A 26,794-nucleotide genomic window follows, 5' to 3' on the forward strand; every position below is an offset into this window, starting at 1 on the left:
TCAGAAGGTTCCATCAAAGGGCTTGACCCGCATCCCGTCCCGCAACTGGCTGGCCCCGCTCACCGCCACGATCTCTCCGGCCTTGAGTCCCCCGGTTATGCGGATGCCCGCATCCCCGGCCACCTCGCCCGTGACGACCTCGCGGCGCTGCACCGCCATCGTGGCCGGATCGACCACCCAGACATGGGCCACGCCCCGCTCGTCAGCAAAAACGGCCATGGCCGGGATGACGAACCGGCCGTCACCGTTGACTCCCTCCGGCGACGTGCCGACGATCATGGCGGTCATGCCAGGCAGGATTGAAACGTCCTCTGGTTTCTTCATCTCGAAGACGACCTGAAAGGTTTGAGTTTTCGGATCGGCGCGGGTGGAGAATTCCTTGACGACAAGCGAATATTTCTTGCCGGGCAGCGCGGCGAATTCAGCCATCACCGGAGCCTCATTGCCGGTTCTGCCGGATGGCTCGTTTATGCGAGCGACGACGCTCTCCGGCAGATCGACCAAAATTTCCAGCGCCGAGATGTCGTCCAGACTGACGATGGGTTCCTTGGCCTGCACCTCCTGAAAATTTTCCACATGCCGCTTGGAGACAATGCCGGAAAAAGGCGCACGCAGGGTCGTGTAGCCAAGCTTGTCCCGGGCTGCGTCCACTGCGGCCTGGACGGACTCCATCTCGGCCAGGGCCCGGTCCATGGCCTCGCGCCTCTTGACGACCATGCTCTCGCTGGTCGCACCGGGATCTTGCTTTCTGATCCGTAGAATCCGCTCGTACTCGCTCCTGGCGCCCTGCAGAGCGGCGCGCACATTGCCAAGCTGCCCCTGGGCGTTACGCAGGCTGTTCTCGAAGTCGCGCTGGTCCAGCTGGGCCAGAACCTGCCCTTCCTTGACCTCCTGCCCTTCCCCTGCTGGAAGCTGGGTGAGCGTCCCGGACACCTGGAAGGCCAGCTCCGCCCGCCTGGCCGCCCGAACGCTGCCCGGAAACGAGCGTTGCGCGGCTTGCGAAGCCGCACCGACGGTCAGCATCTTCACTGGCCGGGGCTCCTCCACTTCAGCTTGCCGCTCCGGTGCGCTGTCGCACGCGGCCAAAAGGAAAAATGCCAATACAGCCAAAAAGGCAGCGCCGGAGATGACACCTCCGCGGTGTTCTGAAATCCAGTAATTCCTGCTCATGCCAACACCATTTCCTTGTTTTTGCAGCTGCGCGAAAGTGGTTCCATATCTATCCGCCTCCAAAGATCCTGCTCACGATGCATCATCACGACCGCCCTTGAGCATCCTGCGGGACGGATACTAAAAAAATAAAACAAAAGAAACATCTCATCATACAAAATGCCAATCACTTTCGATTATTACCCACGTCTCGACACGACGGGCAGGGACTTCTCAACATACAGGCGTCAAGGTACCTGATAGGACCCGCTTGCGAGAGCCTCGATCACCGCCTGCCGGACCATGGAGTAGACCTCCTCGGGAGAACGCCCGAGGGTGAGAGGGCCGCCCACGCTGTCCAGGAAGGACATTTGCCCATCGGCATTGCGGTCGGACAGGCTCAGCAGGATTTCACCTGAATCTCCCGGCGCATGCACAAAGGCCTGCACAGACCAGAATGTCCCTTCCGTCAGACGCACCACTACGCGCCCCAGAGATGTCGCAAACCGAGCCTCATAAGCGCAGACACCTTGCGGGCACAGCGGAAGGCCACGGGCATCGAGGGCCGTTGCGCGGCTGAAAGGCCGCGTCAGTCCGAAAAGATTCGTGGCGCTGTTGAAGATGAGCACTGCGTCCCCTGGGCGACAGAAGGCGAAAAGCCTGTCCATGTCTCCATTGTCCAGCGCAACGCAGCCTTCGGTCCAGTCCCGCTCCATACTCTCGCCGAACCGCCGGAGCACCCCGCCGCCATGGATGGCGATGCCGCATCCAAGGCCCGTGCCGCATGGCCCCGGCCGCGAACGGCGGACGGCATCCAGTATTTTCGCATATTCGGCCTCGGATATGATGCCGCCTGTCAGAGCCTTCTCGGCATCGGCTTGATTCGGATACGAAATACCCAGGGTGCGATGGTACTGGCTGGGATCCTTTATGTATGATATGAAATACTGCCCCTCGGGAGTGGCAAAATCATGGGCCCTGCGCTTGTCCGAGACGGGATCGACGCCAAGCGAAACAGGGTAGGCGGCAATCTTTCGTCCATCCTTGAAAAGGACCATCTCGCGCCTGGCCTTGTCCACAACCAGGCACCGCTGCGATGCGGACCACGCATGAGCGGCAAGAAAATTCATGACTGCAACAGTCAGGATTAAAAATACAATCGTTTGACTTGGAAAATGCATACGCTGTATTATATTACATAATCGTCTCATTTGAATCTGGCCCAAAACAAGGAGGATGAAAAGATGTTCGCGAAAAAAACGTATCGAAATCTGTCCGTGGCCGTTTGTCTGGCCGCAGCCCTTGGTCTTGCCGGATGCGCAACCTTGAGCAAAGAGGACCGCGCTCTCCTGGAAAGCGCAAGGCTGTCCGCCGAGGAAGCCAGGATTTCAGCCGCCAGGGCCGAAGCCGTGGGCGACAGGCTTGAGGCAATGGGCGTGCGCCTTGAAAGCGCGGCCGCCAGTGCGGAACAGTCCGCGACCAAGGCCGAAATGGCCGCCGCACGCGCCGAGGCAGCGGCCGAAAAGGCTGAGCGCATCTTCGACAAGTCCCTCAAGAAATAGCCGGGCACGGTTATTGTTCCTTGGGCCGCGCGACAACCATGGGCACCCCGCTCTTTTCCTGCAGGATCTTTTCAAGGGCCTGACGGTCGATGTCGAGGGGGCCTATGGTTGCTTCGTGGTAAAGAAGCTCCTCCATGATCTTCATGAGAGGATTCTCGCCCCTGTTCTCAAAATCCTCGAAAGCCTGCACCCAGAACCTGCCGTCCGCCCACCCGTACTTGACCGGCTCGTAGATGACTTTCACCTTGGTACCTACCGGCACCATGGGATAAAGCGCGCCGACGTCCTCGGGATAAAGGCGGATGCAGCCGTGGCTGACTCGCCGGCCGATGCCCCAGGGTTTGTTCGTGCCGTGGATGGCGTAGGCCCGGTGCGAAAGGCGGAAGGCATAGTCGCCAAGCGGGTTGTCCGGCCCCGGCGGCACGGAGGCGGGCAGGCTCGGGTCCTCCTGGCGGATGGACTCCGGCACGATCCAGGTCGGGTTGGCGGTCTTGCTCTTGACGGTGTAGGTGCCAAGCTCGGTCAGGTACCCTTCCCTTCCGATCCCGGTGGGCGCGGTGATGAAATAGTCGTGCCCGCCGTCGGAAAAAAAGTAGTAGAGCTGCATTTCGGCCAGATTGACGACAATGCCCTGGACCAGGCGCTCCCTGGGCAGCACGATGGCCAGTGGCAATCGCACGATACTCCCCTCTGCGGGCACCCAGGGATCCACCCCGGGATTCGCGGCCACGACGTGATTGTACCCGAGGCCGAACTCTCGCGCGATATCGAGCAACGTGTCCTTCTCCTCCACCTGCACGTGACGTATGGTGCCGTAAAGGGCAGACTCCGGTGAAAGTACGAAAGAACGCAACGCCCATGCGGACCAGGGATTGAACAATGCGATTACAAGTGTCGCTACAAGAAACGCGGTTGTTCGCTTCATGGCTGAATAGTCCTCTTGCAGTCTGAAATCATCGAAACAGGCAGTACATCCCGATCGGACCCGACAGACGTCACAACCTTTGACATGACACATCCCTAGCAGGATTCGCCATCACAGTTCCAGTCCTGATTTTCCGAAAACGACGCGTTTTCCCTCCCCATATCAGACACCGCCTCGGAATCGCCGTGAATCGTCGACCGCGGCCATCTTCCCGGACAGCAGCACATGCAGGTCTTTACCGCATGGCGCTTCGATTCGATCTCAACATCTTTCTGTACATCGCCATGAGGCACGGGTACGGAGGGCACTTTGGCAGCAGGATAAAAACATTTTATTTCAGACGGTTAAAAAACCACGTGAGATTTGCGCGATATCGTCAAGCAAAAAAAATAGATAGACACCAGTTCATTCATACAAAACCGACAAAAACAATTCTTTTTTATTTTTATAAACAAAATTTAAAAATAGTTTGAAATTTAAAAATGATATATTTATTCATATAAAATATAAATAGTTATAAAATCATATATTTAAAATAAAATTATAAATCAGCAATAATATTTTTTTTTATAAATAAATATATTCATAAAAAATGTATGACATTTTTTCATAAATACTACATCATATTTTAATAACTAAATTCTCATAAAAACAAAAATGCATAACATGTCAGACACATTGCAATATTCAATAGTATATGACAATGAAGTTCAAATTTACACTTTTCTCACTACACCATCGCGGAGATCCCTGTGAAAAACATCAAACTCGGCACCAAACTCATCGGCGGATTCACCCTTACTGCCCTCATCGCCCTTGTCATAGGTCTGGTCAGCATACTGACCATGCGTGACCTGTCCGGGGAAATCGAGTCCATGGGAACAAAGTCCCTCCCGTCGGTAGAACTCCTGTTGCGCGTCAAGGGAGGTATCGCGGATCTGACAACGAACCTGCGCAGCCTGCTCAGCACGGAACTGACCGTCCAGGACCGCAAGGAGATTCCGGCACAGATAAACATTGTGCGCGAAGAATACCGCAAGTCTGCGGAGTCCTATGCCGCCTTGCCGCACAGCGAGGAAGAGACGGTTTTGTGGCGGGACATCCAGTCCAGCATTTCCAATCTGGACACAACCAACAACAAGGTTCTCGGCCTCAACGGCCATCTCGTCCTGCTTGACATCATGAAGCCCGATGAACTCATGGGCAGACTTCAGCAATTTCGCGGCGACCACTACAGCCTCATGACCAATGTCGGGAGACTTCTGGCCACCGGTGAACATTTCGATGGAGGAACGGATCATCATGCCTGCAATTACGGTCAGTGGGCTGGAGGGCTGGCAACCACGAATACTAAAATGAAAAGCACCCTGGAAACCGTGTATCCCGTGCACCAGTCGTTCCATCAGACCATCGCCAAGATCAAGGAGCTTGCTGCCGCAGGGCGAAACGAAGAGGCACTGGATCTTTACAAAAAGCTTCTGCCAATCGCGACGGAAGTGTTCAAGCATTTCGGCGATATGCGCGGCCAGGCTCAGGAGGCTCAAGAAACCTTCCAGGGAATGGGCCAGCTGCTGATGGTTGAATCAAGGGCGGACCAGGCGAAGCTCGATCAAACCATGCTCCAGGCCGTGGACCTGACCACCCGCAACAGCGCGCAGGCCGCCACCGCTGCCGGGCAAGCGGCGACACAGGCCATAACCGTGACCAGCGTCGGCGTTGTACTGGGCGTCATCATCGCTCTGACCCTGGGTATCGTCCTGACCAGATCCATCACCGGACCAGTGTACAAAGGCGTGGATTTCGCCAAGAAGATCGCCCAAGGAGACCTGACCGCCGAAGTGGACGTGCACCAGAAGGACGAACTGGGCATCCTGGCCCAGGCCCTGCGCGACATGGTCGCGAAACTGCGCGAGATCGTCGGCGAGGTGCAGTCGGCATCGGACAACGTGGCCTCGGGCTCCGAGGAACTGAGCGCTTCCTCCGAGCAACTCTCCCAGGGTGCCACCGAGCAGGCGGCCTCCGTTGAAGAGGTATCATCGAGCATGGAAGAGATGGGCACCAACATCCGCCAGAATTCCGAAAACGCCAGCCAGACCGAAAAGATCGCGCTCAAGGCCGCCAAGGACGCAGAGGCCGGGGGCAAGGCCGTGAACCAGGCCGTAGGCGCCATGAAGAACATCGCCGAGAAGATCTCCATCGTCGAAGAGATCGCACGCCAGACCAACCTGCTGGCCCTCAACGCCGCCATCGAGGCTGCCCGCGCAGGCGAGCACGGCAAAGGCTTTGCGGTGGTCGCAGCCGAAGTGCGCAAGCTGGCCGAACGCAGCGGCACAGCTGCGGCCGAAATAAGCGAACTCTCCTCCTCCACCGTGAGCGTGGCCGACCAGGCCGGCCAGATGTTGACCAAGCTGGTTCCGGATATCCAGCGCACGGCAGAACTGGTGCAGGAAATCTCCGCCGCATCGAACGAACAGAACGCGGGCGCGGAGCAGATAAACAAGGCTCTGCAGCAGCTTGATCAGATCATCCAGCAGAACGCCTCCGCCTCTGAGGAAATGGCTTCCACCTCCGAGGAACTGTCCAGCCAGGCCGAACAGCTGCAGTCGTCCATCTCCTACTTTCATCTGGGCGCGACCACGGCCCGCGTCACCCGCCAGTCGATTCACAGAGGCAGCCCTGTCCGCAGGGCGCCAAAGTCCCTGCCCGCCAAGAAAGGGTCGTCCGGCCTGGCCCTTGATATGGGGCGCGACGACGAAGACGACGAATTCGAAAGATTCTAACCAACGAATTGGAACGACTCATGAGTGACAACACCACCCTGCAGTACCTTACCTTCGCCCTTGGCGAGGAGGTCTTTGCCCTGGAGACGGGCTGTGTGCGCGAGGTCATCGAACTCGTGCCGGTGACCCGCATCCCCAAGACCCCGCCCTTCATGCGCGGTGTCATCAACCTGCGAGGCCACGCCGTGCCCGTGGTCGATCTGCGCATCAAATTCGACATGCCAACGACCGAGGACACGGTGAACACCTGCATCATCATCGTGGACGTGGAAGTCGAGGGCGAAAACAGCCATATGGGCGCGATAGTCGATTCCGTGCGTGAAGTCTTTGAAATGACAAACGACCAGATCAACCCGCCGCCGCGCATGGGCACGTCCGTCAGGGCGGACTTCATCCGGGGCATGGGCAAGCAGAACGAGGCGTTCATCATGATCCTCGACATCGGCAAGGTCTTCTCCCAGGAGGAACTGGCGCGCGTGCTTGAAAGCGAAGACGCCGATTCCTGACAGAGGCGTCCGGAAACCGGGTGCATCAGATGCAAAACCCCCGCCGGGAAAATTCCAGGCGGGGGCTTTTTTATCTCAACGGAACGAAGTTTTGACCTACTTCCCGGCCATCATGGCGGCGATGTCGTCCTGCACCGTGCCGATGGGCTTGATGTCGAAGTTCTCCACCAGCACGTTGGCAACGGCAGGTGACAGAAAGCCCGGCAGTGTGGGCCCGAGACGGATGCCCTTCACGCCCAGGGCCAGGAGGGCCAGCAGCACGGCCACGGCCTTCTGCTCGTACCAGGCAATGTCGTAGGACACGGGCAGGTCGTTGATGTCGTCGAGGCCGAAAACCTCTTTGAGCTTCAGCGCGATGACGGCCAGGGAATAAGAATCGTTGCATTGTCCGGCATCGAGCACGCGCGGGATACCGCCGATGTCGCCCAGGTCCAGCTTGTTATAGCGAAACTTGGCGCAACCCGCCGTCAGGATGATGGTATCCTTCGGCAGATTCTGGGCCACCTCGGTGTAATAGCCGCGCGACTTCTGCCGTCCGTCGCAACCGGCCATGACCACGAACCGTTTGATGGCCCCGGATTTCACGGCTTCAACCACCTTGTCGGCCAGGGCCAGGACCTGATGGTGCGCAAAGCCGCCGACGATGGTGCCGGTCTCGATCTCCGTGGGCGGCGGGCACTTCCTGGCCTGGGCGATCATGGCCGAAAAGTTCTTGGCTCCGCCCTCCGGACGCTCGGGGATGTGCGTTGCGCCTTCGTAACCGACCACGCCAGTGGTATAGAGCCGATCGAGATAGGTGTTGTCTTTCTTGAGCGGCACCAGGCAGTTGGTGGTCAGCAGAATGGGGCCGTTAAAGGATTCGAATTCGGTGTTCTGCTCCCACCAGGAGCCGCCGTAGTTGCCGATGAAGTGGCTGAACTTCTTGAAGGCCGGATAGTAGTTGGCCGGGAGCATCTCGCCGTGGGTGTAGACGTCCACGCCCATGCCCTCGGTCTGCTTCAGGAGCTCTTCCATGTCCTTCAAGTCATGGCCGCTGATCAGAATGCCTGGGTTCTTGCCCACGCCGATGTTGACCGTGGTGATCTCGGGATTGCCGTAGGTCGTGGTGTTGGCCTCGTCCAGGAGGGCCATGGTGGTCACCGCCATGTTCCCGGCCTTCAGGACCAGGGCGACCATCTCGTCCACGGACAGGTTCTTGGTGGTGGAGGCCAGGGCTTCGAGCATGAAATCATCGATCTCGGACTTGCGAAAGCCCAGCACCGCCGCATGTTCGGCATAGGCGGCAATGCCTTTGAGGCCGATGATCAGCAGCTCGCGCAGGGAGCGCACGTCCTCGTTTTCCGTGGCCAGGATGCCCACGCTCCTGGCCTTTTCGGCAAAACCGGCAGAGTCTCCTTTCCAGGTCGCGGCTTCGGGCAGCGGATCGGCGAAGTCCTGGCCGTGTCTGGCCTTGTACGCGGCCAGGAATGCATTTTTCAGCTTGTCGCGCCGAGCCAGGGCGTCCTGGATCAAAGCCACGAACCGGGAGTCGTCCCAGTTGGCGTTGGTGATGGTGGCGAAAAGCGCCTGCAGTACGAAATCGTCATTGGAGCGGTCCGCCTGGCCCAGTTCCTTGAGCCTTTCGCCATAAACGGCAATGCCGCGCAACACGAAAATGAGCAGATCCTGCAGATTGGCGGTTTCTTCCGGTTTGCCGCACATGCCCTTGACCGTGCAGCCCGTATTCTTGGCCGTTTCCTGACACTGGAAGCAAAACATAATGACCTCCTTTGAATCACCGTTTCTGGTCGTGCGACAACGCACCCCTCAAACCAATCACAAAAATCAATCTTGAAAGCCACTCTCCCGATGTCTGGCGGCAATGGCGTCCGCCAGGCGGTCCAAGGCGCCGAATGTGTCGTCCTTGGGCAAACCCTTGCACAGCACAGGCTCAAGCACCTCGACCTTCAGGTTGGGTATCATGCCGGCCAAGGTTTCCACGGTCTTGCCGCCCCACCCGTATGAGCCGATTATGGACAGATATCTGGCCTTGGGCCGCAAGGCGTTGGCCAGGAACGCGGCGTAGGCGGCCAGAGGGTGCGGCCCGGCAAGCACCGTGGGAGTTCCGAGCACTATGGTGCCAGCATCGACCAGGGACATGGCCAGCTTGCCGATATCGGTCACTGCCAGGTTGAAGAGCTCCACCCGCACCTCGCGTTCGGACAGGGCCGCCGTCAGATGGTCGACCATGAGCCGCGTGCTGCCGTGCATGGAGACAAAGGCAAAGGCCACCAGATTGTGCGCCGCGCCCGAAACCCAGTCCCTGTAGGCGTCAACGATCCAGCCGGGACTGTCGTAGATCTGGCCGTGGCTGGGGGCGATCATGCGGATGTCATGGGGACTCAGTTTTTCCAGGTTTTTGGCGATGATGCTCCGATAAGGCATCATGATCTCCCCGAAATACCGTTTGGCTGCTTCATGCACCCGGCCCTGGTCACGCACGAAGAGGTCGCTGGTTGCGATGTGCGAGCCGAAAAAATCGCAACTGAACAGAATCTTGTCTTCGGCCAGATAGGTGGACATGGTTTCCGGCCAGTGCACCCAGGGCGTGAGAATGAAGGTCAGCGTCTTGTCGCCAAGGGAGAGGGTTTCGCCATCGCCGACAACGATGAATTTCTCCTCGGGGATGAGCAAAAGGTCCATGAGCATGGACTTGGCCTTGGCGTTGGTGACGACCTTGGCTTCCGGGTAGAGGTCCAGCACCAGGGCGATGGTCCCGGAATGATCCTGCTCGGCATGCTGGGAAATGACATAGTCGAGCTTTTCCACGCCCTCCAGATGCCCGAGCAGGACATCGACCATGTCCGGATCAACGGCATCGATGAGCGCGGTCTTCTCGCTGCCTTCCACGAGGTAGGCGTTATAGGTTGTCCCATCGGGGAGCGGAACCAGGGAATCAAAAAGCCGCCTGTCCCAATCCACGGCGCCCATCCAGAAAACACCGTCAGTAATTTTTTTCGTATGCATCGCAGAGTCCTTTTCCTGTTGTTGTGTTGCAGCGCTTGCAACCTGAAGCTTCAAGCCATCGAGTCATGGCTCGTCCGCGTTAGAACCAAAATTCCGGATAACGCCTGCCCTTGGGGATGTTGTTGACCACCAGGGCCACCAGAAGCAGAAGCACCGCCCCCAGCCCCGCCGGAACCAGGGCGTACATGTACAAGGCTGTGCACCGAATCTCCGCCGATGACCGCGATCAGCGCCGTGGCTCCGCCAGGCGGGTACAGGGTCCTGGCCAGGTGCATGGCCGCGATGGCCGTGGCCACGGCCATCGCGGCGGCCAGCCAAGGCGTCGCGCCGAGAACCTAGTGTGCGCATACACCAATCAAAGCGGAAAGAACATGTCCGCCGAGCACATTTCTCGGTTTGGCCAGAGGACTGCGGACAGCCCCGTAAACCAGCACCGCCGTTGCCCCGAAAGATCCGATGAGCAAGGCCTGTCCGGCCTGGTCGACCAACCGCGCGTGAACGAGCCCCACAAGGGCGATGCCGATCACCGCGCCGACCCAGGACCATAGCACCTCCGAGACGGACACCCGGGGCGGGCTTTGCGTCGTACCGCGCATTTTCCTGAAATATTCCATGGCCTACCTCCCGCACATGGCGCCGACAAGGTCGGTCCTGGTCACGATGCCGACGGGACGCCCCTCATGGTCGCAGATGGGCAGGCTTTTGATGGAATCCAATCCTGTGTTCAAGCAATGTCTATCCCGGAAGATTGCCTGAAACAAAGACATCATATCATTATTTTCGATCAGTTGGTAACACATCCATCCACTATCCCGATTTGCATCCCCCCCGCGTTTCCAGCACATAAGGGAAAATTATTCTTCCGGAGGTAATGATGACGCAGGAAGCTTATCGTGAAATGTGGGAAAATCTGAATCTGGATATCGCGGCCCATGACGGGCTTTTGGGCGTACTCGGCAAATTTTACGGCGACATCTACATGAGCCAGCAGGGTCGGCTCAAAGGGATGGAGTATCTCGATTTTGTTCTCTCGGAAGTGCACGGGCTGCGCATCAAGGAACTGCAGGACGCCAAGGCCCAGGGACGCAAGATCATCGGGACGTTCTGCGTTTTCGTGCCCGAGGAACTGGCCCTGGCCCTGGACGCCGTGCAGGTCGGCCTGTGCGCCGGAGCCGACTCGGGCAAGGAAGCGGCCGAAACCCTGGTGCCGCGCAACACCTGCGCGCTGATCAAGTCCTTCATCGGGTTCAAGCTGGCCAGGCTGTGTCCCTACACCGAGTCCTGCGACCTGATCGTCGGGGAAACCACCTGTGACGGCAAGAAAAAGGCCTACGAGGCCTTTGCCGAGCACGCGCCCATGTACGTCATGGAAGTGCCCCAGACCAAGTCCCCTGCCGCCCGCGCCCTGTGGAAAGAGGAAATGCTGCGCTACATGGCCAAACTTGAGGATCTGACCGGCAAGAAAGTCACCGCCGAAAAACTGGCCGAAGCCATCAAGACCGTCAACGCCCGCCGCCGCGCCCTACAGCGCCTGAACAGGCTGCGCGCGAGCGTGCCCGCGCCCATCTCCGGCCGCGATGTGCTGCTCATCAACCAGGTCAGCTTCTACGATGATCCGGTCCGCTTCACCGCATCCATAAACACCCTGTGCGACCAGCTCGAAGAGCGCATCAAGGCCGGAGAAGGCGTGGCACCCAAGGACGCCCCCCGGCTCATGCTCTCGGGCTGTCCCATGGCCGTGCCCAACTGGAAACTGCCCTACGTCATCGAAAGCTCCGGAGCGGTCATCGTCGGCGAGGAATCGTGCATCGGCACCCGCAACACCCGCGATCTGGTCGATGAGTCCGCCGGGACCCTGGAGGAAATGCTCGACGCCCTGGCCGACCGCTACATGAAAATCGACTGCGCCTGTTTCACGCCCAATGACGAGCGTCTGGAAAACGTCGAAGCCATGGCCTCGGACCTCAAAGTCGACGGGGTCATCCAGTACGCCCTCATGTTCTGCCAGCCCTACGCCCATGAAGGCATCAAGGTGGAAAAGCGGCTGACTGCGGCCAGCATCCCGAGCATGTCTTTGGAGACGGATTATTCCATGGAAGACGTGGAACAGCTCAAGACCCGCGTCGAGGCCTTCCTGGAAACCGTGAAATGACGGTCCTGGGCATCGACATCGGCTCCCGTTCTATTGAAATCGTGGCCATGGCTCAGGGCAAGGTGGTGGAAAAGCGGCAGGCTCCCACCACCTTCAACCCGGTGGCGCAGCTGCTGGCGCTCCTTGACGGCCTTCATGCCAGGCGGGCCGTGGCCACGGGCTACGGCCGCAAGCTGGTGCAGGACCTGGACCTGAACTTTCCGGTCGAGACCATCACCGAAATAAAGGCCCACGGGCTGGGCGCGCACCATCTGTTCCCCCAGGGCCGGACCGTGCTCGACATCGGCGGCCAGGACACCAAGGCCCTGTCCCTTTTGCCCAGCGGCCGGGTCGGCAAGTTCGAAATGAATGATCGCTGTGCGGCGGGGACGGGGAAATTCCTGGAATACACGGCCCAGATCTTCCAGATCCCGGTCCAGGAATTCGGAGCCTATGCCCTCGGCGGCGACAAACCTCCCATCATCAACTCCATGTGCACGGTCTTCGCCGAGACCGAGGCCACATCCCTCATGGCCCAGGGCGTGCGCCCCGAGAACATCGCCCTTGGCCTGCACCTCTCCATCGCCCGGCGCACGGCCAACATGCTGAGCCGCGTGGGCCTCACCCTGCCGCTCATCTTTGTCGGCGGCGTGGCCCACAACCCGTGCATGCGCCAGCTGCTCTCCGAACAGGCCGGCGCCGTCATAGGCGAAACCCTGTTCATCCCGGAAGAACCGGACATGACCGGGGCTCTGGGCGCGGCGCTGTGGGCCGAAACATTGGATTCAGACTGACCGGATCTGCAAAACGATCATCATGACCGACCGGGGCCAGGCAATGGCTCCGGTTTTTTTCGGTTCATCCGGTTAAAGCGTCCATCGCCTTATGATTCACTACCGATTCACTCCGGGTGGGACCGCCCAACTCTACGAAAACTCGTTCGAAGTCCGTCATTGCGAGAAGCCAGGCTCTGCGTGGGAGTCTTCGACGAAGCAATCCAGTTCTTGAACCGGTGAAGGCGGACAAAGCATGGATCGCCACGGCGAAGACGCCTCGCGATGACGATGATGAGGCATGTTTGGCAGCGTTTTTGACCCAAAGTTCAGGGGTGCACAATGAATTTTCAACGAGCACGTACGCTTTAACCGGATGAGCCTTTTTTTCTTGGATATGGGCCAAAAAAACGGCCCAATGAGGCTTTTTGGAGAAGCCTGACGAAAAGGGATGGCTTGGGGAGTGGCCGGACAGCAAAGGTTTTCTGACAGATGCGAGGGAAAGGGACTAGAATTCTCCAGCCGCGACCACTTCCTCTTCCAGCATATCAAGTATTCGTGCCGTCATTCGGGCGTACTCGGGATTGCTGCGGTCCCGCGGATGTTCAAGCCCGACATCGATCACTTCACGGATTCTGCCCGGCCGGGCCGTCATGACCACGATGCGGTCGGCCAAATATACGGCCTCGTCCACGCTGTGGGTGACCAGGATCACCGTCTTCCTCGTCTCCCGCCAGATGCGCAGCAGCTCTTTTTGCATGAGGATGCGCGTGTGCGCGTCAAGAGCGCCAAAGGGTTCGTCCATGAGCAGGACCTGCGGGTCCGTGGCCAGGGCCCGCGCAATGGCCACCCGCTGCCGCATGCCCCCTGACAGTTCGTAGGGAAAGGCTTCGGCAAACCGGGTCATCCCCACCAGGCCGAGATAATGCATGGCAATTTCGATCCGCGCCGCCTTTTTTTCCTGCAGGAACTCAAGCCCCAGGCAAACATTGTCGCGCACGGTGCGCCAGGGTAAAACCGAATATTCCTGAAAAACCATGCCCACATCCCGGTGAGGACGGTCCAGCGGGCGATCATTGTAAGTGGTCTGTCCGCCGTCGGCCCGCTCCAGGCCGGAAATGATCCGCAGCAATGTAGATTTGCCGCATCCCGATGGCCCGACAATGCACACGAACTCGCCACGGCCAATCTGCAGGCTTGCCTTTTCAAGTGCGGCAATAGCCAGTCCGCGTTCGGTTAAGAAGGATTTGCTCACTTCGCGGACATGCACAATATGGTTCATCAATTACCTCGCAAGCCGCTGCCACGAAAAGCATCTGCGTTCAATCCGCCTGAAAAGCCAATCCATGAGCGCTCCGGTCAGCCCGATGCTGAACATTCCGGCGACCACAATATCCGTCGAAGCCATGGTGTAGGCGTGGGTGATCAGATATCCGACTCCCGAGATGCTTCCGGGAAGCATTTCAGCCGAGACCAGGCACATCCAGGCCACGCCCAGGCCGATGCGCATGCCGTTGACCATGGACGGCAAGGCCGCCGGAAGCAGAATCTTGCGGAAAATATCAAACTCGCCGGCGCCGAGGACGCGAGCAGTGTCGATGAAGACACGATTTACATTTCGCACGCCGTGGATGCTGCTGGTCAGCACCGGATAGAAGGCGCCGATAAAAATGATGAATATCATCGAATACTTGAAATTATTGAGATAAACAAACCACAGTCCGCGATCCACCCCGAAGAGATCCGCGAAGCTCGCGATTCCGAACCAGGCCATGACCAGGGGAACCCAGGCCAGAGGCGGAATGGGGCGAAAGAGATTCAGGAAGTCTCCGAACATGGTGTGCACCGATACGTAGTATCCCATGGCGATGCCCAGCGGAATCGCGACAAGAACGGCCACGATATAGCCGATCAGCACTCTGAACAGGCTGACCACGACATTGGTGATCAGGGAACCCATGCTCAGCAGGTCTTCGTTCGGGTGAAACAGCAGTTCGGCGACATCTCCCACCGTGGGCAGGATGACCTTGTTTCCGATCAGCAGTGCAGCCCACGACCAGATGGCAAGAAAGGCGAGAACAGTCGCCAAGGAAAGAATCCGGTGAAAAGAGCTGTGCATTGTCAATTCCGGGGCAACCGCCGACTCCCCTCCCTGGGGAGTCGGCGGCTCGTGTTAATTTTTGTTCAGGAAGCTGAAATCAAAGAGTTTGTCTTCGACTTCGGCGAGGCTTTTGCCTTTGAGTTCGCCCCGGAACTTGTTCATGGAATTGAGGATTTCAAGATAGGTGGCCTGACCGTTCATCCAGTTCTTGGATGGTTCGGTGGTGTAGACGATGGTGGATTTCTGCACCGCTTCAGCCGGGGACCCCGTCCAACCGGCAAGAATCTGACCTTCCTCGGCCTTGTGATCGTTGCACCATTGACCGGACCTGCTCAAAAGCTCGACCGTCTTGCGCAGAACCTCGGGATGTTCGGCGATAACCGCATCCCGGGCCGCCATGACGCAGCAGGGGAAATTGTGCCAGGCTCCGGCCGGGGGCAGGTCTCGCAGATCAAGGGCGATATGCCCGACCTTCTTGAGTTCCGAGACTTCGGGATGCGGCGCGGGTCCGACCCAGGCATCGACCTGACCGCTGGTCAGGGCGGGAATGAAATTTGAGGTGGTCTTCAGATCGACCAGCAAGACATCGGCGTCCTGCACGGTAGCGTCCTGGGTTACCTTGAGGCCGGCTTTCTGCAAGGCGCCCTCGATGATGATGCGCGGCGCGCTGGTGGGAGAATGATAGCCGATCTTTACGGGCTGCCCGGAAGCCTTGATGTATTCCGCCACCTGATCCCAGCCCTTGAGCGTGTTCTGGGGAGGAAACACCAGACCCATTCCATCGACATGCGTCGGACACAGCATCTTCATGGGCGTGCCCTGATCTATTCCGGCCATGATGGCCGTGCCCGAAGCAAGAGCGATATCCATGTTCCCCTGGGCAAACATGGTTGTCGTCTCGGAACCGCTCTTGTTCACGATGATGTTGAAAAGAGCCAAGGGCTTGTCACCGTCCATGAGTTCATACTTGAGCTTGTCCACCACCGGACGCAGATGGACTCCGAACTCCTTGAATTCCTCGTTTTGCGCCATGGCCACGATGAACGGACTGTGGTGCGTGGTGAAGATGTAGCCCACGTTCAGAACGGGAAGCTTGTCTTCAGCCATGGATTGGCCTGCGGACAGGATTGCCGCCGCGACCATGAACAGGCCAAAAATGCGTTTGAACCGCAATACCGACAAAGACATGCGTGCCATGAACCTCTCCTTTGATTGCTTGACGTTATAGAATTCCTTCCAGAAACGCTTCGATGCGGGTCCGGATCTGTTCGGCATCGGATTCGGAATACCCTGTTTCAATCTGCATAAACGGCACTCCGAGCCGCTCCGCTCTTTCGCGGACAACCTGGGATTCGACATTGAACCCGTGGCATCCCTGCCAGGTGAGATCGATGATGCCGTGAATGTCGAAAGAGCGGCACAAGGCCTCGACGGTCTGCAGCCGACCGGGATTTGGGCTCATGCACGCGCAGGGAATCTCGAGATATCGTCTGGCCACGTTCTCAAAAAGATCGCCTTCGGTTTGCACCGGACTGTCTAGCCCCTTGATCCCGCTGCAATTATCCAGACAGACAACCACCGCCCCGCTTTCCTCGACCAGTTGCAGGACCTTGTGGGAACCCTTGCCTACGGGAGTCCCGGTCAGAAGAATTCTCGGCCGGCGGTCGGTAGTTGTCGCCGTGGCGCTTTTGCGCAACGCCTGAAGCTCGTCCCGCAGCTCGCGCAGGGCAGCAAGATACGGCTCTGCCTCGACCATGAACCCCTTGCTTTCCAGCACGGGCAGAAGCTGCATCCCGGTCAACAGAGGCGGTCCGTCCGCGTTGATGCGCACGATCTCCCACATCAGGGCGCGAATTGAATTCTGGATCTGCACCTCTTCCAGCAAACGTTCGGCGGTAACGGGCACGCCGCCATGGGCTGCCAGATATTCCCCCAACCGCTCCACCTCGGCGTTCCAGAATCGAAGAGCGCTCCCCAGAGACTGATCGTATGGCAGGTGCATGAGGTGCATGGGCTTTATCCGGCCCAGAAACTCGTACATCTTCTTTTTTCCGTCGCAGGTGGTTTCCGCGATGATGAAATCCGCTGCGGAAAAAAAAGGGCAGGTGTCGGTCTTGGCGTAGCCGTAGCTGGACTTTATGAGCGGACAGAGACTGGCCGGCAGCACGCTCTCGGCGGCCTGAATGGGATCCTGGCGCTTGCCGCACAGCCCGATGGGCACGCATCCGGCGGCCCGGATGACCTCCAGTGGCGCGTAGATGCAGTATACACCGGCGATGGGCCGCCCCTCTTCCCGCGCCGTCTCCAGAGCCGCCAGGCAATGTTCGCTGAATTTTTCAAAGAACGGCAATGCCGATACGACCAGGCCGGAGGCTTTCTGTTTCCGTGTCACACGCCCCCCTGCGGTTTTGGCTTAAAAATGTAATTGGTTACAAGCACATGCAAAGAAAATTCAAATAACGGCTCTAACCGCAAATGCCTGGTCCGTCCAATTTGATCTGAGAATATATGTCTGGAAGATGTATTGATTTCGCAAATATATGAGCAAAAAGCGGCGTGACTTCAAACCGGAACGTCATGCCCCCTTCGACCGCTCGTTGACGCAGCCACAGACACCTACGGAGGAAATCGAATCTGCGATCGGAAATTTCGATCCAAGATTGCAAAACACATAGAATTTTTCATTTTGACAGGCGGATTTGAAAACGATCAAAGTTTATTGATGGGAATGAAAGTAGAACAGATTCTTGAGCAGGGTTCCGGAGCCCAGAACGAAGATTATCTTATCATGGATCAGAACATCTTCGGCGTCTTCGACGGCGCGACCAGCCTTACCGATGCCTGCTTCGAAGAAGGCAAAAGCGGCGGGTGCATGGCGTCATCCATTGCGGGGCAGGTTTTTCTGCGCAACCACCACCCTCTCGTCAGACTGGGAGCCGAAGCCAATGACTCGATCAGGGCCGGGATGGAGCGCTGCCAGATCGACCTGGCTCGGCGCTGTGGGCTGTGGAGCACCAGCGCCGCGGTGGTCCGCCTCAGGGACGGCGAGATCGAATGGTTTCAGACCGGGGATTCACAGGTAGTTTTCGTTGGCAAAGACGGCGGATACAAGGTCGCGGCCAGGCGTGAAGACCACGACTATCCAACCTTGAGCATGATCAGGGAGCGGGGCCGCTTCCATCCCGAAGTGCAGAGGATGGTCGAGACGATTCGCCAGGGCATGAACCGCGATTACGGCGTGCTCAACGGGGAGAGGGAGGCGGAAAGATTCTTCCGAACCGGCACGGAACCGGCCTGCAACGTAAAGACCGTGCTGCTGTTCACCGATGGGCTCGATGTCCCGAGCCCTGCTCCGAAAAAATACAGGGATTTTTCATGCCTTGTGAACCTGGCTGCCGAGCTGGGGCTGGAAGGCCTCCGCGATCACGTGCGCGATCAGGAGGCGGCCGATCCCGACATCAAGCGTTATCCGCGCTTCAAGAAACACGACGACATTGCCGCCATCGCGATACATTTCTAGCATTCATCTGCCTTCCAGAGCCTGCCTGTACACGCTTTCGATCCTTTCGAAGATGCCCTCCCAAGTGAATGGCCCAGTGATTTTGCGGATATAGTCCTGATCCGGTTCCACACCGTTCATCACATCGGCCATGCTCGCCTCCAGCGCCTCGGCCAGTCGTTGTTCCAGCAGCGACTCATCGCTCTTGAACGGCCTGTCCACTGTTTCCAGCGCCGGCAGTTCCACCAGACGCACCATGCTCGGATGGGGTACCGCGAAAAGTTCTCGGGCTCCCGGAAGGTCCGTGGTGACTATGCGGCAGCCGCAGGCCATGGCCTCCAGCAGGACCAGGGGAAGACCCTCGAAAAAGGATGGCAGCGCGAAGATGTCGCAGCGCCGCATCAAAGCGCCCAGCTTCTCGTGGGAGAGGAGCCCGTGGACAGTGACCCTTGTGCCGTGACTGGCGGCCAGTTCCAGGCACAAGTCCTTTTCCTGACCGCTGCCAGCGCCCACAAGATGGAGATGCCAGGGTTGGCGGATTCTTTTCAAGCTTCTCAGCAGCCAGGGCACACCCTTGGATGAATCGAGCTTGCCCGCGTAAAGGATCTGCACGGTCCCGGCATCATCCTCCCCTTCCCCAGCATAGAAGCACATTTCGTTGAAGCCGCCACTGACGACGTCAACCTTGCCAGGGTCAATGCCCAGCAATTCAACGATCTCCGTCTTCTGCTTGCCGAAGAGGGCAATGACCCGGTCGATACCGAGCAAGGACCCTTTGAGCGAATTGCCCAGTTCCGGGCACAGGCGGTACTGGCGCAGGCACGAGCCATGGCAGGTGGTCACCAGGGGCATATGGGGAGCGACCTCGCGGGCCACGGCCGTGGCCATCCACAGATGATTGGAGTGGATGATGTCTGGCGCGAATTCGGCAATGGCGGACTTGAGGACCCTGGCGAAGGCCGTCCTGTACTCGATGATCTGCAACTTGGTCAGGGAGGAGCAGACGGTACTTGGGTAGGGCATGACATCGCTCATGCCCATGACGGGAAAACCGAGGTCATGCCCGTCGAAGCGAATGACCCGAAGCCTGTCCGGCCGTATCAGCTCTTCCGGCACCGCAAAATCAGCGCAAACGCCCGCAACGAGAAAAGGCTCATGCCCCCTGCTCCGGCCCTGACGGATCATTTCCTGGACGTATTTCCCGCTGCCGGTGAAGTCCGGCTTCTGGCTGATGATGTGTAGGATTCGCATGCATGCCCCAGTAGCATCATCCCTTGCCAAGATCCATGCACGGAAATGGGGCTAGCCGGGCACTACGGGGCGCATGGAAGGCATCTCCCGCGCAAAGGGGAAAAGCAAAGAGGGCATGTTGCCGTTCAAGGCGTGATGAGGGCCGGCAGGCTAGTGACCGGTACCGAACCTGTGTTCAAGCCTGCGTGAAAGCAGCGCCTGCTCTCAAAATTTGAAGTTGTCAGGCACGAAGCCATTCTTGTAGACGACTCGACATTTCCGCCGAGAGCGTTTCGAGCGATCAAATTGTCTTGTCTTCTGGGTAGTTATGATCTAAATTATTATATTCCATATTTTTACCAACACGAACGGTCGGAGAGCATTTCCGGAAAATCAGCAACATGGACTGCAGCGGCCATCATCTACTATATGGGAGAATTGCGTTTCAGATCCAAACAAAGAGAGTTCCTGCCCCCAAGCCGCCCCCAGCTGCATCGGGCCCCAAAGCGGGCGACTGACGGAGAATAGCCATGCCGGAGATCAGCATCTACCAGACCGAAAGCGGCGTCATCGAAGTCCATCTTGACCAGGACACGGTCTGGGTCTCGCAGGAACAAATGTCAGCCTTGTTCGGTGTTCAAAAAGCGGCCATTTCAAAGCATCTCAAAAATATTTTCATCAGCGGTGAACTGGACCGAACGGCAACTGTTTCCAAAATGGAAACAGTTCAACGAGAGGGATGGCGATCCGTGAACCGTAGGATTGAATACTTCAATCTTGATGCCGTTATTTCAGTTGGTTATCGCGTCAACTCCGTGCGAGCAACCCACTTTCGCCAATGGGCCACCCGCACCCTGCGCGAGCACCTGACCCAGGGTTACACCCTGAACCGACAGCGTCTCGAAGCCAACGCCAGGGAACTGGAGGCTGCGCTTCTCCTCGTGCGTAAAGCCGTGCACAGTCCAAACCTGCAGATCGACGCAGGACGTGGGTTGATCGAGATTATCACCCGCTACGCCCAGACCTTCCTGCTCCTGCAACGCTATGATGAAGGCCTGTTGACCGAACCCGTCCAACTCCCCGGCGGAACGCTGCCAACGCTGGACACGGCCCGCGCCCTCGTGGCTAGTCTGAAGGCGGATCTCATGGCCCGGAGTGAGGCCACGAGCCTTTTCGCACAGGAACGCGGCGACGCCTTTGCCGCCCTGCTCGGCAACCTGGACCAAACCGTATTCGGCGAGCCCGCCTACCCTTCGGTGGAGGCCAAGGCCGCCCACCTGCTCTACTTCGTTATCAAAAACCACCCCTTTGCCGACGGCAACAAACGCTGCGGCGCATTTCTCTTCGTCGAGTTCCTGAGCCGCAACGGACGGCTGCTGAGCGCCGACGGCGTCCCGGTGCTGAATGACATTGGCCTCGCCGCACTGGCCCTCCTGGTGGCGGAATCCGCCCCGGCCCAGAAGGAAAACATGATCCGCCTGATCATGAACATGCTGAGCCCAGGAGAAGCATTATGAATTGTGTCATGCTCAGCCAAATTTCAGCACGTTTCATTGCCCATGTTATCCTTCAGAGCCCAGCCAACAGGAACAGCAAGATGGAACGCGGATGAAAACCCTCGAGAAACAGCTGCGTAAATTGACCATGAACGACCTCGACTCCGGAGCCGGGAAGACGATTGTCGGACGCGGAAAGGAGTATGCCTGTCGAGTACAGCATTTGCCGCGCCTCGAAGACGGGACTTTGGCGGCTTGGGTGCGGGGAACCTTCGCCTATTCCACCTCAGTCTGCATTGATGAAGACGGAGAACTCGAGTGGAGCTGCAACCTGGTCAGTGCGGAACAGACGATGCTTGGGTAGGGCATGACATCGCTCATGCCCATGACCGGAAACCCGAGGTCATGACCGTCGAAGCGGATGACCCTGAATCTTCCGGGTGGCATGAGGTCTTCGGGCACCGCGAAGTCAGCGCACACGCCCGCAACGAGAAAAGGCTCATGCCCCCTGTTTCGGCCCTGTCGGATCATTTCCTGGACGTATTTCCCGCTGCCGGTAAAGTCCGGCTTCTGGCTGATGAGGTGAAGGATGCGCATGCCGGTCGGCTAGCATTTTCTTTTTTGGATATCCATGGATGAGTGGGGGAGAAACGCCCTGACAAGCAGGAGAAACAGGCGTAACACTTGGAAACATGGAGGGGGAAAACATACTCAGAATCGGGGCCTTCACATTGACGGCCATGCTCATGGCCGCCCTTGAAATTACCCGTCCGCGCAGACGGCCCGATCCGGACCGCAAGGGCCGCTGGGTGGGGAATCTCGGCGTGATGGCCGTGTCCACGGTACTCGCGCGCCTCGTCTTTCCCATAGTGCCCATGGCTCTGGCCGTCGAGCTGCGGGGTCAGGGCCTGGGAGTCTTCCCTTTCCTCGGCCTGCCCCTGGCCGCAGAGATCGTTTTAGGCATCGTCATCCTGGACCTGGCCATGTACGCCCAGCATCGCGCCTTCCACGCCTGGCGGCCGCTATGGAAGTTGCATCGCATGCACCATGCGGACACCTTCTTCGATTTCTCCACCGGGGTTCGCTTCCATCCCTTGGAAATCCTCATCTCCATGGCCTTCAAACTCGCCCTGGTGGCCCTGCTCGCACCGCCTCCCGTGGCCGTTCTGGCCTTCGAGATCATCCTCAACAGCGCCGCGATGTTCAACCACGCCAACTTCTTCCTGCCTCTCCCTCTGGACCGCACCCTGCGCCTCATCCTAGTCACGCCGGACATGCACCGCATCCACCACTCCACCGACGGCAAGGAAATGAACAGAAACTTCGGCTTCTGCTTCCCCTGGTGGGACCGGCTCTTCTCGACCTATCAGGACCAGCCCGCCGGAGGCCACGAAAACATGCCGCTGGGCCTGAACATCTTTCGTGATCACAATTACCGGTCCCTGTTTCAGATGCTGGTCATGCCGTTCGTAAATCCCAAATCCGGACGAAAGAGGTGACAGAGAGCCTCTTGCCCCATTGCACAGCCGTTTTTCCGCATTTCAATGCGCAACGATCCAGAGACAAGTTCGCTTCCCCTCACATCAGTCCCGTTACGGCCAAAGGCAGCGATCATTGTCGCCGAGGACATTGTGAACGAGCAAATTGCATTTTCTTCTGGATAGTTATGTTATAAATTATCATATTGTGCATATTTCACCAACACGAACGATCGGAGAACATTTACGGATAATCGGGAACATGGACTGCAGCGGCCATCATCGAAGTCCAGCTTGACCAGGACACGGCATGGCTGAATCAGGCGCAAATGGTCGCACTGTTCGATCGCGACCAGTCGGTCATATCGCGACACGTTGGCAACATCTTCAAAGAGGGTGAATTGATGCGGGAGAGCAATATGCAAAAAATGCATATTGCAAATTCAGACAAGCAATTGGAATTTTTCAACCTTGATGTTATCATCTCGGTCGGCTACCGCGTCAAGTCCGTGCAGGGCACCCGCTTCCGCCAATGGGCCACCCGGACTCTGCGCGAGCACCTGACCCAAGGTTACACCATGAACCAACAGCGCCTCGAAGCCAACGCCCGATTTCACGGCGAAAAAATCCTGGAACCAGATCCCTTCCATTGACGAAATATTCCATATTTTTTTCTTAAAAAGCACCTGCCGGAAATCATCTGGCTTCACGTTGAAACAACTGCATCTGCGACCATCTTCCGATCCTTTGGCACCAGAGGGTTGACCTCCGGCAAAGAAGGACTTTCTCAGGACAGCAGACGTCGACATCAATACAAAGATTCATTTCGCCCGCCGGTGAAAATGTGACAAATCCACCCTTGCGTGCGTATATGCCCATACATGGATAAACCGGATAACGACAGAGACGACGCCTGGGCCGTAGAGCGGACCCTGAGTGGCGACCGAGAGGCCTTCGCCGTCCTCATCCGGCGTTATCAGGGGCCTGTCTACCGCCTCATGCTGCGTTTTTCGCGGGATGAATGCGACGCCGCAGAGATGGCCCAGGACGCATTTGTCAGGGCCTACGAACGCCTGGCCGCCTACGATTCGCGCCGGCGATTCTTCACTTGGCTCTACACTCTGGCCCTGAACCTGGCTCGGGATCACGCGCGACGACTCAAGCACGCTCCCCAGTGCAGACAGGACCTGGACACGACCCTGGCCGATAAAGGCCGCGACCCGCTGGCCAGTCTCGAAGCCGCCAGACTTCTGGATGTCCTGCGTGGCCTGCCACCCAAATACTCCGAGGCCCTGGCCTTGCGGTACATCGAGGACCTGCACCTGGACGAGGTGGCCGAAACCCTGGGCTTGACGGTAAGCGGCGCCAAGATGCGCGTGCACAGGGGACTGCGTATGATGAGGGAACATTTCGGGGAGGAAGAAAAATCATGAACAATGAGCATCAAAACAACACTTCGCGGGACAGGCTCGCTTCCGGCCTGCGAGGCCTGGGCGGCATGGATCCGGGAGCGGACTTCGCTTCCCGCGTCATGGAGCGCATCGGCTCTGCGGCTCCCCTACCCCTTCCCAAGCGCCGATCGGAGCGCGTCCTCGACTGGTTCGTCAGGCCACGCACCCTGCGAGTCTCACCCCTGGCCGGCTTGGCTGCCGCGGCCTGCCTGCTGCTGGCCATGGGCCTGCTCCTCAGGCTGGGCTTCGATCCCGGCAACCGGGTACCGGCAGGACTCTCCCCTGTGACCTTCGTCCTGGCCGCGCCGTCGGCCCGGGAAGTGGCCGTCATCGGCAGCTTCAACGGCTGGAACGCCGCCGGGTGGACCATGACCCGCGACCCGTCCCGGGGCCTGTGGACCCTTTCGTCGTCCCTGCCGCCCGGCAGTCACGAGTATGTGTTTCTCATCGACGGAACCACGCCCGTGGCCGACACCATGGCCGCGCTCAACGTCGACGACGGCTTCGGCGGCCGCAACTCTGTCCTGCTGGTGAAAAGCGGCCATGGCTCGATTCTCTAGCACCCTCCTCGTGCCCTTCCTGCTGGCTGCCTGGCTTTTGGCACCCTGCACAGCCGATGCGTATACCCTTGAAAGCTCCCTTCGCCAGGCCCAGGAAGAAGGGAGGCTGACACCCGCAGAAGCGGACGGCATTCAGGCCCGCATCGATCAGACCCGGGAACAGGGGCTGCCTCAGGCGCCCTTCGCAGCCAAGGTCGAGGAAGGCCTAGCCAAACGCGTCCGCGCAGAGGCCATCATCCACGCCCTGGAAGTCATTCGCGGTGATTACGCCTTCGCCCGCGACGCGCTCAGGCAAAGCGAAACCGAGCCGACGCCGGACGACATCGCCCTGACCGGGGACAGCCTGAGGCTCGGACTCACGCGCCAGGAACTGACCGCAATGGCCGCCCAGGACCCTCCCCCGCCCATGCTGGCCACGGCGGCCAGGACCAGGGCTGCCCTGAACGTCATCGGCTTCCCTGCCTCCCTGGCCGGCGAGATCATGCACCAGGGACTTTCCCTCGGATCATTGACACCTGGCTGGGAGCAGCTCTTCCGGGTGGTGCTGCGCGCCCGCGAGGCCGGCATGCCCGACGTCGCAGTTGCCGACGCCGCCGTCAGGGTCCTGGCCGACGGCGGCAGTCCCGCGGAATTGCTGCAGGAACTGGGGCTGACGGGCCGCGACACCCGCCACGGACCGGGCGACGCGCCAAAATAACCTGTGACCTTCAGGTCCCTCATACGTATATGCTTGTGTCATGAAGAAAATCACCAGAATTCTCACTCTCGTGCTGCTGGCCGCGACCATCCAGGGCTGCGCGACCATGGACATGGCCACCCGGAAAATCCAGGGAGAATATTACCAGGTTCAGGGACAATATTACCTGAACAGGGGCGATTTCAACGCCGGACGCGTCGCCTTCGCCCCCAGACTGGTTCAGTTCCCCGACGATCCGGAGCTCAACTACTTCATGGCCCGCTTCGAACTGGGTGCTGACAAGCCCGAAGCGGCACTTCCCCATATCCAGAAAGCCGTGAAGCTGTCTCCGGCCAGCGCCGACTACCGGTTCTGGGAAGGCGTGACCTTCTGGGCCCTCATGAAGCCGGACAGGGAGCGGACCGCCTATGAAAAAGCCCTGGCCATCGATCCGGATCACCTCTCGGCGAACCTCTACCTCGCACACAACATGCTCGACAGGGGCAGAAACGCCGAGGCCCTGAAGCTCTATGAGAAGACGCTCTCCCTGAACCCCCAGGAACCCCAGGCCATGTTCAACAAGGCCGTGGCCCTGGAGCGCATGAAGCGGGACAAGGAGATGAAGCTGTCCATGCACCGCTACCTGGAGACCTATCCTGACGCCTTCCTTGCGCGACAGGGAGTGCGGATGCTGAACAAAGCCGGTGACTTCACGTGGCGCAATCACGTCATCGGGTTGCGCACCATCCCCCTGCGGGCCTTGGAGTTCCTGCCAGGCAGCGCGACACTGACCCAAAGCGCCGAAGCATCCCTGAAGAGCATCGGTGAAATCCTGTCCGAGAAGACAGATCTGAGCGTCCATGTTGTTGCCTACGTCAAGGGCGACAAGACCCTGGCCCGAAAACGCGCCCTGGCCGTGAGAAATTTTCTGGGCCGCGAATATCCGGAAATCGCCCCGGAACGCCTTGCCCCTAGCTGGTTCGACAAGCCCGAAAGCATCAAAACGGACGGCAGGACCCACAATCTGGCCCAGTCCGTCAATATCTTCACCAAGGTTCAATGATCCCAGGAGGTTTTATCATGCACAGCATCCTTCGTTTTTTTCTGTCCGGCTTCATCTTCGTAGCCCTTTCGGCCCTGCCGATCCTGGCCCAAGCGGCGGATGAACCGGCCGACGATCCCGACGCCGTATCGTCCATGAGCAACCCGGCCCAGGCAGCCAAGGCGGAAGGTCTGGCAGCAGCCGCCACTGAAATGGCCGCCGAAGCGCTCGACGCGGCGACGACTGAACTTGGCGATGCCCAGGGTGCCTATGATGCGGCAGTCGCCTCCCAGGATCCGGACGCCATGGCCAAGGCGGACGCAGACCTGGCGGCGGCGACAAGTGCATACAACGACGCCTTGGCAGACGCAGCCGGCGTAACCACTGCTGAAGTCGAAGCCATGCGCGCCGAGGGGCTCGGATGGGGCG

The 26,794-nt window shown here is 58.7% G+C and carries 26 protein-coding genes and 1 pseudogene; 15 read left to right on the top strand and 12 right to left on the bottom strand.

What is annotated here, in order from left to right; all coding sequences use genetic code 11:
* Positions 1-1,170, bottom strand: coding sequence for a hypothetical protein (locus CVU60_02765; protein ID PKN43296.1), 1,170 nt, complete (start codon positions 1,168-1,170; stop codon positions 1-3).
* A gap of 227 nt (positions 1,171-1,397) precedes the next feature.
* The gene (locus tag CVU60_02770; GenBank protein ID PKN43297.1) at positions 1,398-2,360 is read right to left on the bottom strand and encodes a hypothetical protein; all 963 of its coding nucleotides are present in this window, start codon (positions 2,358-2,360) and stop codon (positions 1,398-1,400) included.
* Between the two features lie 33 nt (positions 2,361-2,393).
* Here CVU60_02770 and CVU60_02775 point away from each other — a divergent pair, with 33 nt between their 5' ends.
* A complete protein-coding gene (locus tag CVU60_02775; protein PKN43298.1) occupies positions 2,394-2,711 on the top strand; it encodes a hypothetical protein in 318 nt (105 codons plus the stop codon).
* Positions 2,712-2,721: 10 nt separating this feature from the next.
* On the opposite strand, the gene CVU60_02780 is transcribed toward CVU60_02775, so the two are convergent.
* Positions 2,722-3,636: a hypothetical protein gene (locus tag CVU60_02780; GenBank protein ID PKN43299.1), complete on the bottom strand. Its 915-nt coding sequence runs from the start codon at positions 3,634-3,636 to the stop codon at positions 2,722-2,724.
* Between the two features lie 752 nt (positions 3,637-4,388).
* Between CVU60_02780 and CVU60_02785 the strand changes: the two genes are divergently transcribed.
* Both CVU60_02785 and CVU60_02790 read left to right on the top strand, forming a co-directional pair.
* Complete coding sequence (locus tag CVU60_02785; protein PKN43300.1) at positions 4,389-6,416, top strand: chemotaxis protein; 2,028 nt, start codon at positions 4,389-4,391, stop codon at positions 6,414-6,416.
* Positions 6,417-6,436: 20 nt separating this feature from the next.
* Positions 6,437-6,922 (top strand): chemotaxis protein CheW, encoded by a 486-nt coding sequence (locus CVU60_02790; GenBank protein ID PKN43301.1) that lies wholly within the window; start codon positions 6,437-6,439, stop codon positions 6,920-6,922.
* 96 nt (positions 6,923-7,018) lie between these two features.
* Here the strand turns inward: CVU60_02790 and CVU60_02795 are convergent, their stop codons facing one another.
* The 4 genes and pseudogenes from CVU60_02795 to CVU60_02810 all read right to left on the bottom strand — a co-directional run bounded on the left by CVU60_02795 (position 7,019) and on the right by CVU60_02810 (position 10,773).
* The gene (locus CVU60_02795; protein PKN43302.1) at positions 7,019-8,680 is read right to left on the bottom strand and encodes a hydroxylamine reductase; all 1,662 of its coding nucleotides are present in this window, start codon (positions 8,678-8,680) and stop codon (positions 7,019-7,021) included.
* A 66-nt stretch (positions 8,681-8,746) separates the two neighbouring features.
* Positions 8,747-9,928: an MBL fold hydrolase gene (locus tag CVU60_02800; GenBank protein PKN43303.1), complete on the bottom strand. Its 1,182-nt coding sequence runs from the start codon at positions 9,926-9,928 to the stop codon at positions 8,747-8,749.
* 79 nt (positions 9,929-10,007) lie between these two features.
* Positions 10,008-10,542 (bottom strand): annotated as a pseudogene (locus CVU60_02805) (HPP family protein).
* 3 nt (positions 10,543-10,545) lie between these two features.
* On the bottom strand, positions 10,546-10,773 hold the full coding sequence (locus CVU60_02810) for a hypothetical protein (protein ID PKN43304.1): 228 nt from the start codon (positions 10,771-10,773) through the stop codon (positions 10,546-10,548).
* A 29-nt stretch (positions 10,774-10,802) separates the two neighbouring features.
* Between CVU60_02810 and CVU60_02815 the strand changes: the two genes are divergently transcribed.
* On the top strand, positions 10,803-12,080 hold the full coding sequence (locus CVU60_02815; protein PKN43305.1) for a 3-hydroxyacyl-ACP dehydratase: 1,278 nt from the start codon (positions 10,803-10,805) through the stop codon (positions 12,078-12,080).
* Positions 12,077-12,853, top strand: a complete 777-nt coding sequence (locus tag CVU60_02820) for a 3-hydroxyacyl-ACP dehydratase (protein ID PKN43306.1) — start codon at positions 12,077-12,079, stop codon at positions 12,851-12,853. The genes CVU60_02815 and CVU60_02820 overlap by 4 nt, the downstream gene beginning before the upstream one ends.
* A gap of 487 nt (positions 12,854-13,340) precedes the next feature.
* Here CVU60_02820 and CVU60_02825 read toward each other — a convergent pair whose 3' ends face one another.
* The 4 genes from CVU60_02825 to CVU60_02840 all read right to left on the bottom strand — a co-directional run bounded on the left by CVU60_02825 (position 13,341) and on the right by CVU60_02840 (position 17,283).
* Positions 13,341-14,114, bottom strand: coding sequence for a nitrate ABC transporter ATP-binding protein (locus CVU60_02825; protein ID PKN43307.1), 774 nt, complete (start codon positions 14,112-14,114; stop codon positions 13,341-13,343).
* 3 nt (positions 14,115-14,117) lie between these two features.
* Complete coding sequence (locus CVU60_02830) at positions 14,118-14,951, bottom strand: ABC transporter permease (GenBank protein ID PKN43308.1); 834 nt, start codon at positions 14,949-14,951, stop codon at positions 14,118-14,120.
* A 54-nt stretch (positions 14,952-15,005) separates the two neighbouring features.
* Positions 15,006-16,076 (bottom strand): ABC transporter substrate-binding protein, encoded by a 1,071-nt coding sequence (locus tag CVU60_02835; protein ID PKN43423.1) that lies wholly within the window; start codon positions 16,074-16,076, stop codon positions 15,006-15,008.
* A gap of 79 nt (positions 16,077-16,155) precedes the next feature.
* Positions 16,156-17,283 carry a hypothetical protein gene (locus CVU60_02840; protein ID PKN43424.1) on the bottom strand — a complete coding sequence of 376 codons (1,128 nt, stop codon included), beginning with the start codon at positions 17,281-17,283 and terminating at the stop codon, positions 16,156-16,158.
* A gap of 378 nt (positions 17,284-17,661) precedes the next feature.
* On the opposite strand from CVU60_02840, the gene CVU60_02845 reads away from it, so the two are divergent.
* Positions 17,662-18,453, top strand: a complete 792-nt coding sequence (locus CVU60_02845) for a hypothetical protein (protein PKN43309.1) — start codon at positions 17,662-17,664, stop codon at positions 18,451-18,453.
* Between the two features lie 3 nt (positions 18,454-18,456).
* On the opposite strand, the gene CVU60_02850 is transcribed toward CVU60_02845, so the two are convergent.
* Positions 18,457-19,683 carry a glycosyl transferase family 1 gene (locus CVU60_02850; GenBank protein ID PKN43310.1) on the bottom strand — a complete coding sequence of 409 codons (1,227 nt, stop codon included), beginning with the start codon at positions 19,681-19,683 and terminating at the stop codon, positions 18,457-18,459.
* 509 nt (positions 19,684-20,192) lie between these two features.
* Here CVU60_02850 and CVU60_02855 point away from each other — a divergent pair.
* The 9 genes from CVU60_02855 (at position 20,193) to CVU60_02895 (ending at position 26,386) form a co-directional block, all read left to right on the top strand.
* Positions 20,193-21,179, top strand: coding sequence for a hypothetical protein (locus CVU60_02855; GenBank protein PKN43311.1), 987 nt, complete (start codon positions 20,193-20,195; stop codon positions 21,177-21,179).
* A 91-nt stretch (positions 21,180-21,270) separates the two neighbouring features.
* On the top strand, positions 21,271-21,522 hold the full coding sequence (locus CVU60_02860; GenBank protein PKN43312.1) for a hypothetical protein: 252 nt from the start codon (positions 21,271-21,273) through the stop codon (positions 21,520-21,522).
* A 41-nt stretch (positions 21,523-21,563) separates the two neighbouring features.
* Positions 21,564-21,797, top strand: a complete 234-nt coding sequence (locus tag CVU60_02865) for a hypothetical protein (protein ID PKN43313.1) — start codon at positions 21,564-21,566, stop codon at positions 21,795-21,797.
* Between the two features lie 53 nt (positions 21,798-21,850).
* Entirely contained in the window at positions 21,851-22,657 is an 807-nt protein-coding gene (locus CVU60_02870; GenBank protein PKN43314.1) for a fatty acid hydroxylase, read from the top strand.
* A 308-nt stretch (positions 22,658-22,965) separates the two neighbouring features.
* On the top strand, positions 22,966-23,289 hold the full coding sequence (locus CVU60_02875) for a hypothetical protein (protein PKN43315.1): 324 nt from the start codon (positions 22,966-22,968) through the stop codon (positions 23,287-23,289).
* 228 nt (positions 23,290-23,517) lie between these two features.
* Positions 23,518-24,069 (top strand): RNA polymerase subunit sigma-24, encoded by a 552-nt coding sequence (locus CVU60_02880; protein ID PKN43316.1) that lies wholly within the window; start codon positions 23,518-23,520, stop codon positions 24,067-24,069.
* Positions 24,066-24,647, top strand: a complete 582-nt coding sequence (locus tag CVU60_02885) for a glycoside hydrolase family 13 (GenBank protein PKN43317.1) — start codon at positions 24,066-24,068, stop codon at positions 24,645-24,647. The genes CVU60_02880 and CVU60_02885 overlap by 4 nt, the downstream gene beginning before the upstream one ends.
* Positions 24,648-24,657: 10 nt before the next feature.
* Positions 24,658-25,344, top strand: coding sequence for a hypothetical protein (locus tag CVU60_02890; GenBank protein PKN43318.1), 687 nt, complete (start codon positions 24,658-24,660; stop codon positions 25,342-25,344).
* Positions 25,345-25,384: 40 nt separating this feature from the next.
* Positions 25,385-26,386, top strand: a complete 1,002-nt coding sequence (locus tag CVU60_02895; GenBank protein PKN43319.1) for a hypothetical protein — start codon at positions 25,385-25,387, stop codon at positions 26,384-26,386.
* The last annotated feature ends 408 nt before the right edge of the window (positions 26,387-26,794 follow it).

Source organism: Deltaproteobacteria bacterium HGW-Deltaproteobacteria-18 (assembly GCA_002841885.1).
In the GTDB taxonomy this organism is placed as follows: Bacteria; Desulfobacterota; Desulfovibrionia; order Desulfovibrionales; family Desulfomicrobiaceae; genus Desulfomicrobium.

Coding starts and splice junctions, on each gene's coding strand:
- CVU60_02765 (PKN43296.1), bottom strand. CDS start 1,170: ATGAGCAGGAATTACTGGATTTCAGAACACCGCGGAGGTGTCATCTCC.
- CVU60_02770 (PKN43297.1), bottom strand. CDS start 2,360: ATGAGACGATTATGTAATATAATACAGCGTATGCATTTTCCAAGTCAA.
- CVU60_02775 (PKN43298.1), top strand. CDS start 2,394: ATGTTCGCGAAAAAAACGTATCGAAATCTGTCCGTGGCCGTTTGTCTG.
- CVU60_02780 (PKN43299.1), bottom strand. CDS start 3,636: ATGAAGCGAACAACCGCGTTTCTTGTAGCGACACTTGTAATCGCATTG.
- CVU60_02790 (PKN43301.1), top strand. CDS start 6,437: ATGAGTGACAACACCACCCTGCAGTACCTTACCTTCGCCCTTGGCGAG.
- CVU60_02795 (PKN43302.1), bottom strand. CDS start 8,680: ATGTTTTGCTTCCAGTGTCAGGAAACGGCCAAGAATACGGGCTGCACG.
- CVU60_02800 (PKN43303.1), bottom strand. CDS start 9,928: ATGCATACGAAAAAAATTACTGACGGTGTTTTCTGGATGGGCGCCGTG.
- CVU60_02810 (PKN43304.1), bottom strand. CDS start 10,773: ATGTGCTGGAAACGCGGGGGGGATGCAAATCGGGATAGTGGATGGATG.
- CVU60_02815 (PKN43305.1), top strand. CDS start 10,803: ATGACGCAGGAAGCTTATCGTGAAATGTGGGAAAATCTGAATCTGGAT.
- CVU60_02820 (PKN43306.1), top strand. CDS start 12,077: ATGACGGTCCTGGGCATCGACATCGGCTCCCGTTCTATTGAAATCGTG.
- CVU60_02825 (PKN43307.1), bottom strand. CDS start 14,114: ATGAACCATATTGTGCATGTCCGCGAAGTGAGCAAATCCTTCTTAACC.
- CVU60_02830 (PKN43308.1), bottom strand. CDS start 14,951: ATGCACAGCTCTTTTCACCGGATTCTTTCCTTGGCGACTGTTCTCGCC.
- CVU60_02835 (PKN43423.1), bottom strand. CDS start 16,076: ATGGTCGCGGCGGCAATCCTGTCCGCAGGCCAATCCATGGCTGAAGAC.
- CVU60_02845 (PKN43309.1), top strand. CDS start 17,662: ATGAAAGTAGAACAGATTCTTGAGCAGGGTTCCGGAGCCCAGAACGAA.
- CVU60_02850 (PKN43310.1), bottom strand. CDS start 19,683: ATGCGAATCCTACACATCATCAGCCAGAAGCCGGACTTCACCGGCAGC.
- CVU60_02855 (PKN43311.1), top strand. CDS start 20,193: ATGCCGGAGATCAGCATCTACCAGACCGAAAGCGGCGTCATCGAAGTC.
- CVU60_02860 (PKN43312.1), top strand. CDS start 21,271: ATGAAAACCCTCGAGAAACAGCTGCGTAAATTGACCATGAACGACCTC.
- CVU60_02865 (PKN43313.1), top strand. CDS start 21,564: ATGACCGTCGAAGCGGATGACCCTGAATCTTCCGGGTGGCATGAGGTC.
- CVU60_02870 (PKN43314.1), top strand. CDS start 21,851: ATGGAGGGGGAAAACATACTCAGAATCGGGGCCTTCACATTGACGGCC.
- CVU60_02875 (PKN43315.1), top strand. CDS start 22,966: ATGGTCGCACTGTTCGATCGCGACCAGTCGGTCATATCGCGACACGTT.
- CVU60_02880 (PKN43316.1), top strand. CDS start 23,518: ATGGATAAACCGGATAACGACAGAGACGACGCCTGGGCCGTAGAGCGG.
- CVU60_02885 (PKN43317.1), top strand. CDS start 24,066: ATGAACAATGAGCATCAAAACAACACTTCGCGGGACAGGCTCGCTTCC.
- CVU60_02895 (PKN43319.1), top strand. CDS start 25,385: ATGAAGAAAATCACCAGAATTCTCACTCTCGTGCTGCTGGCCGCGACC.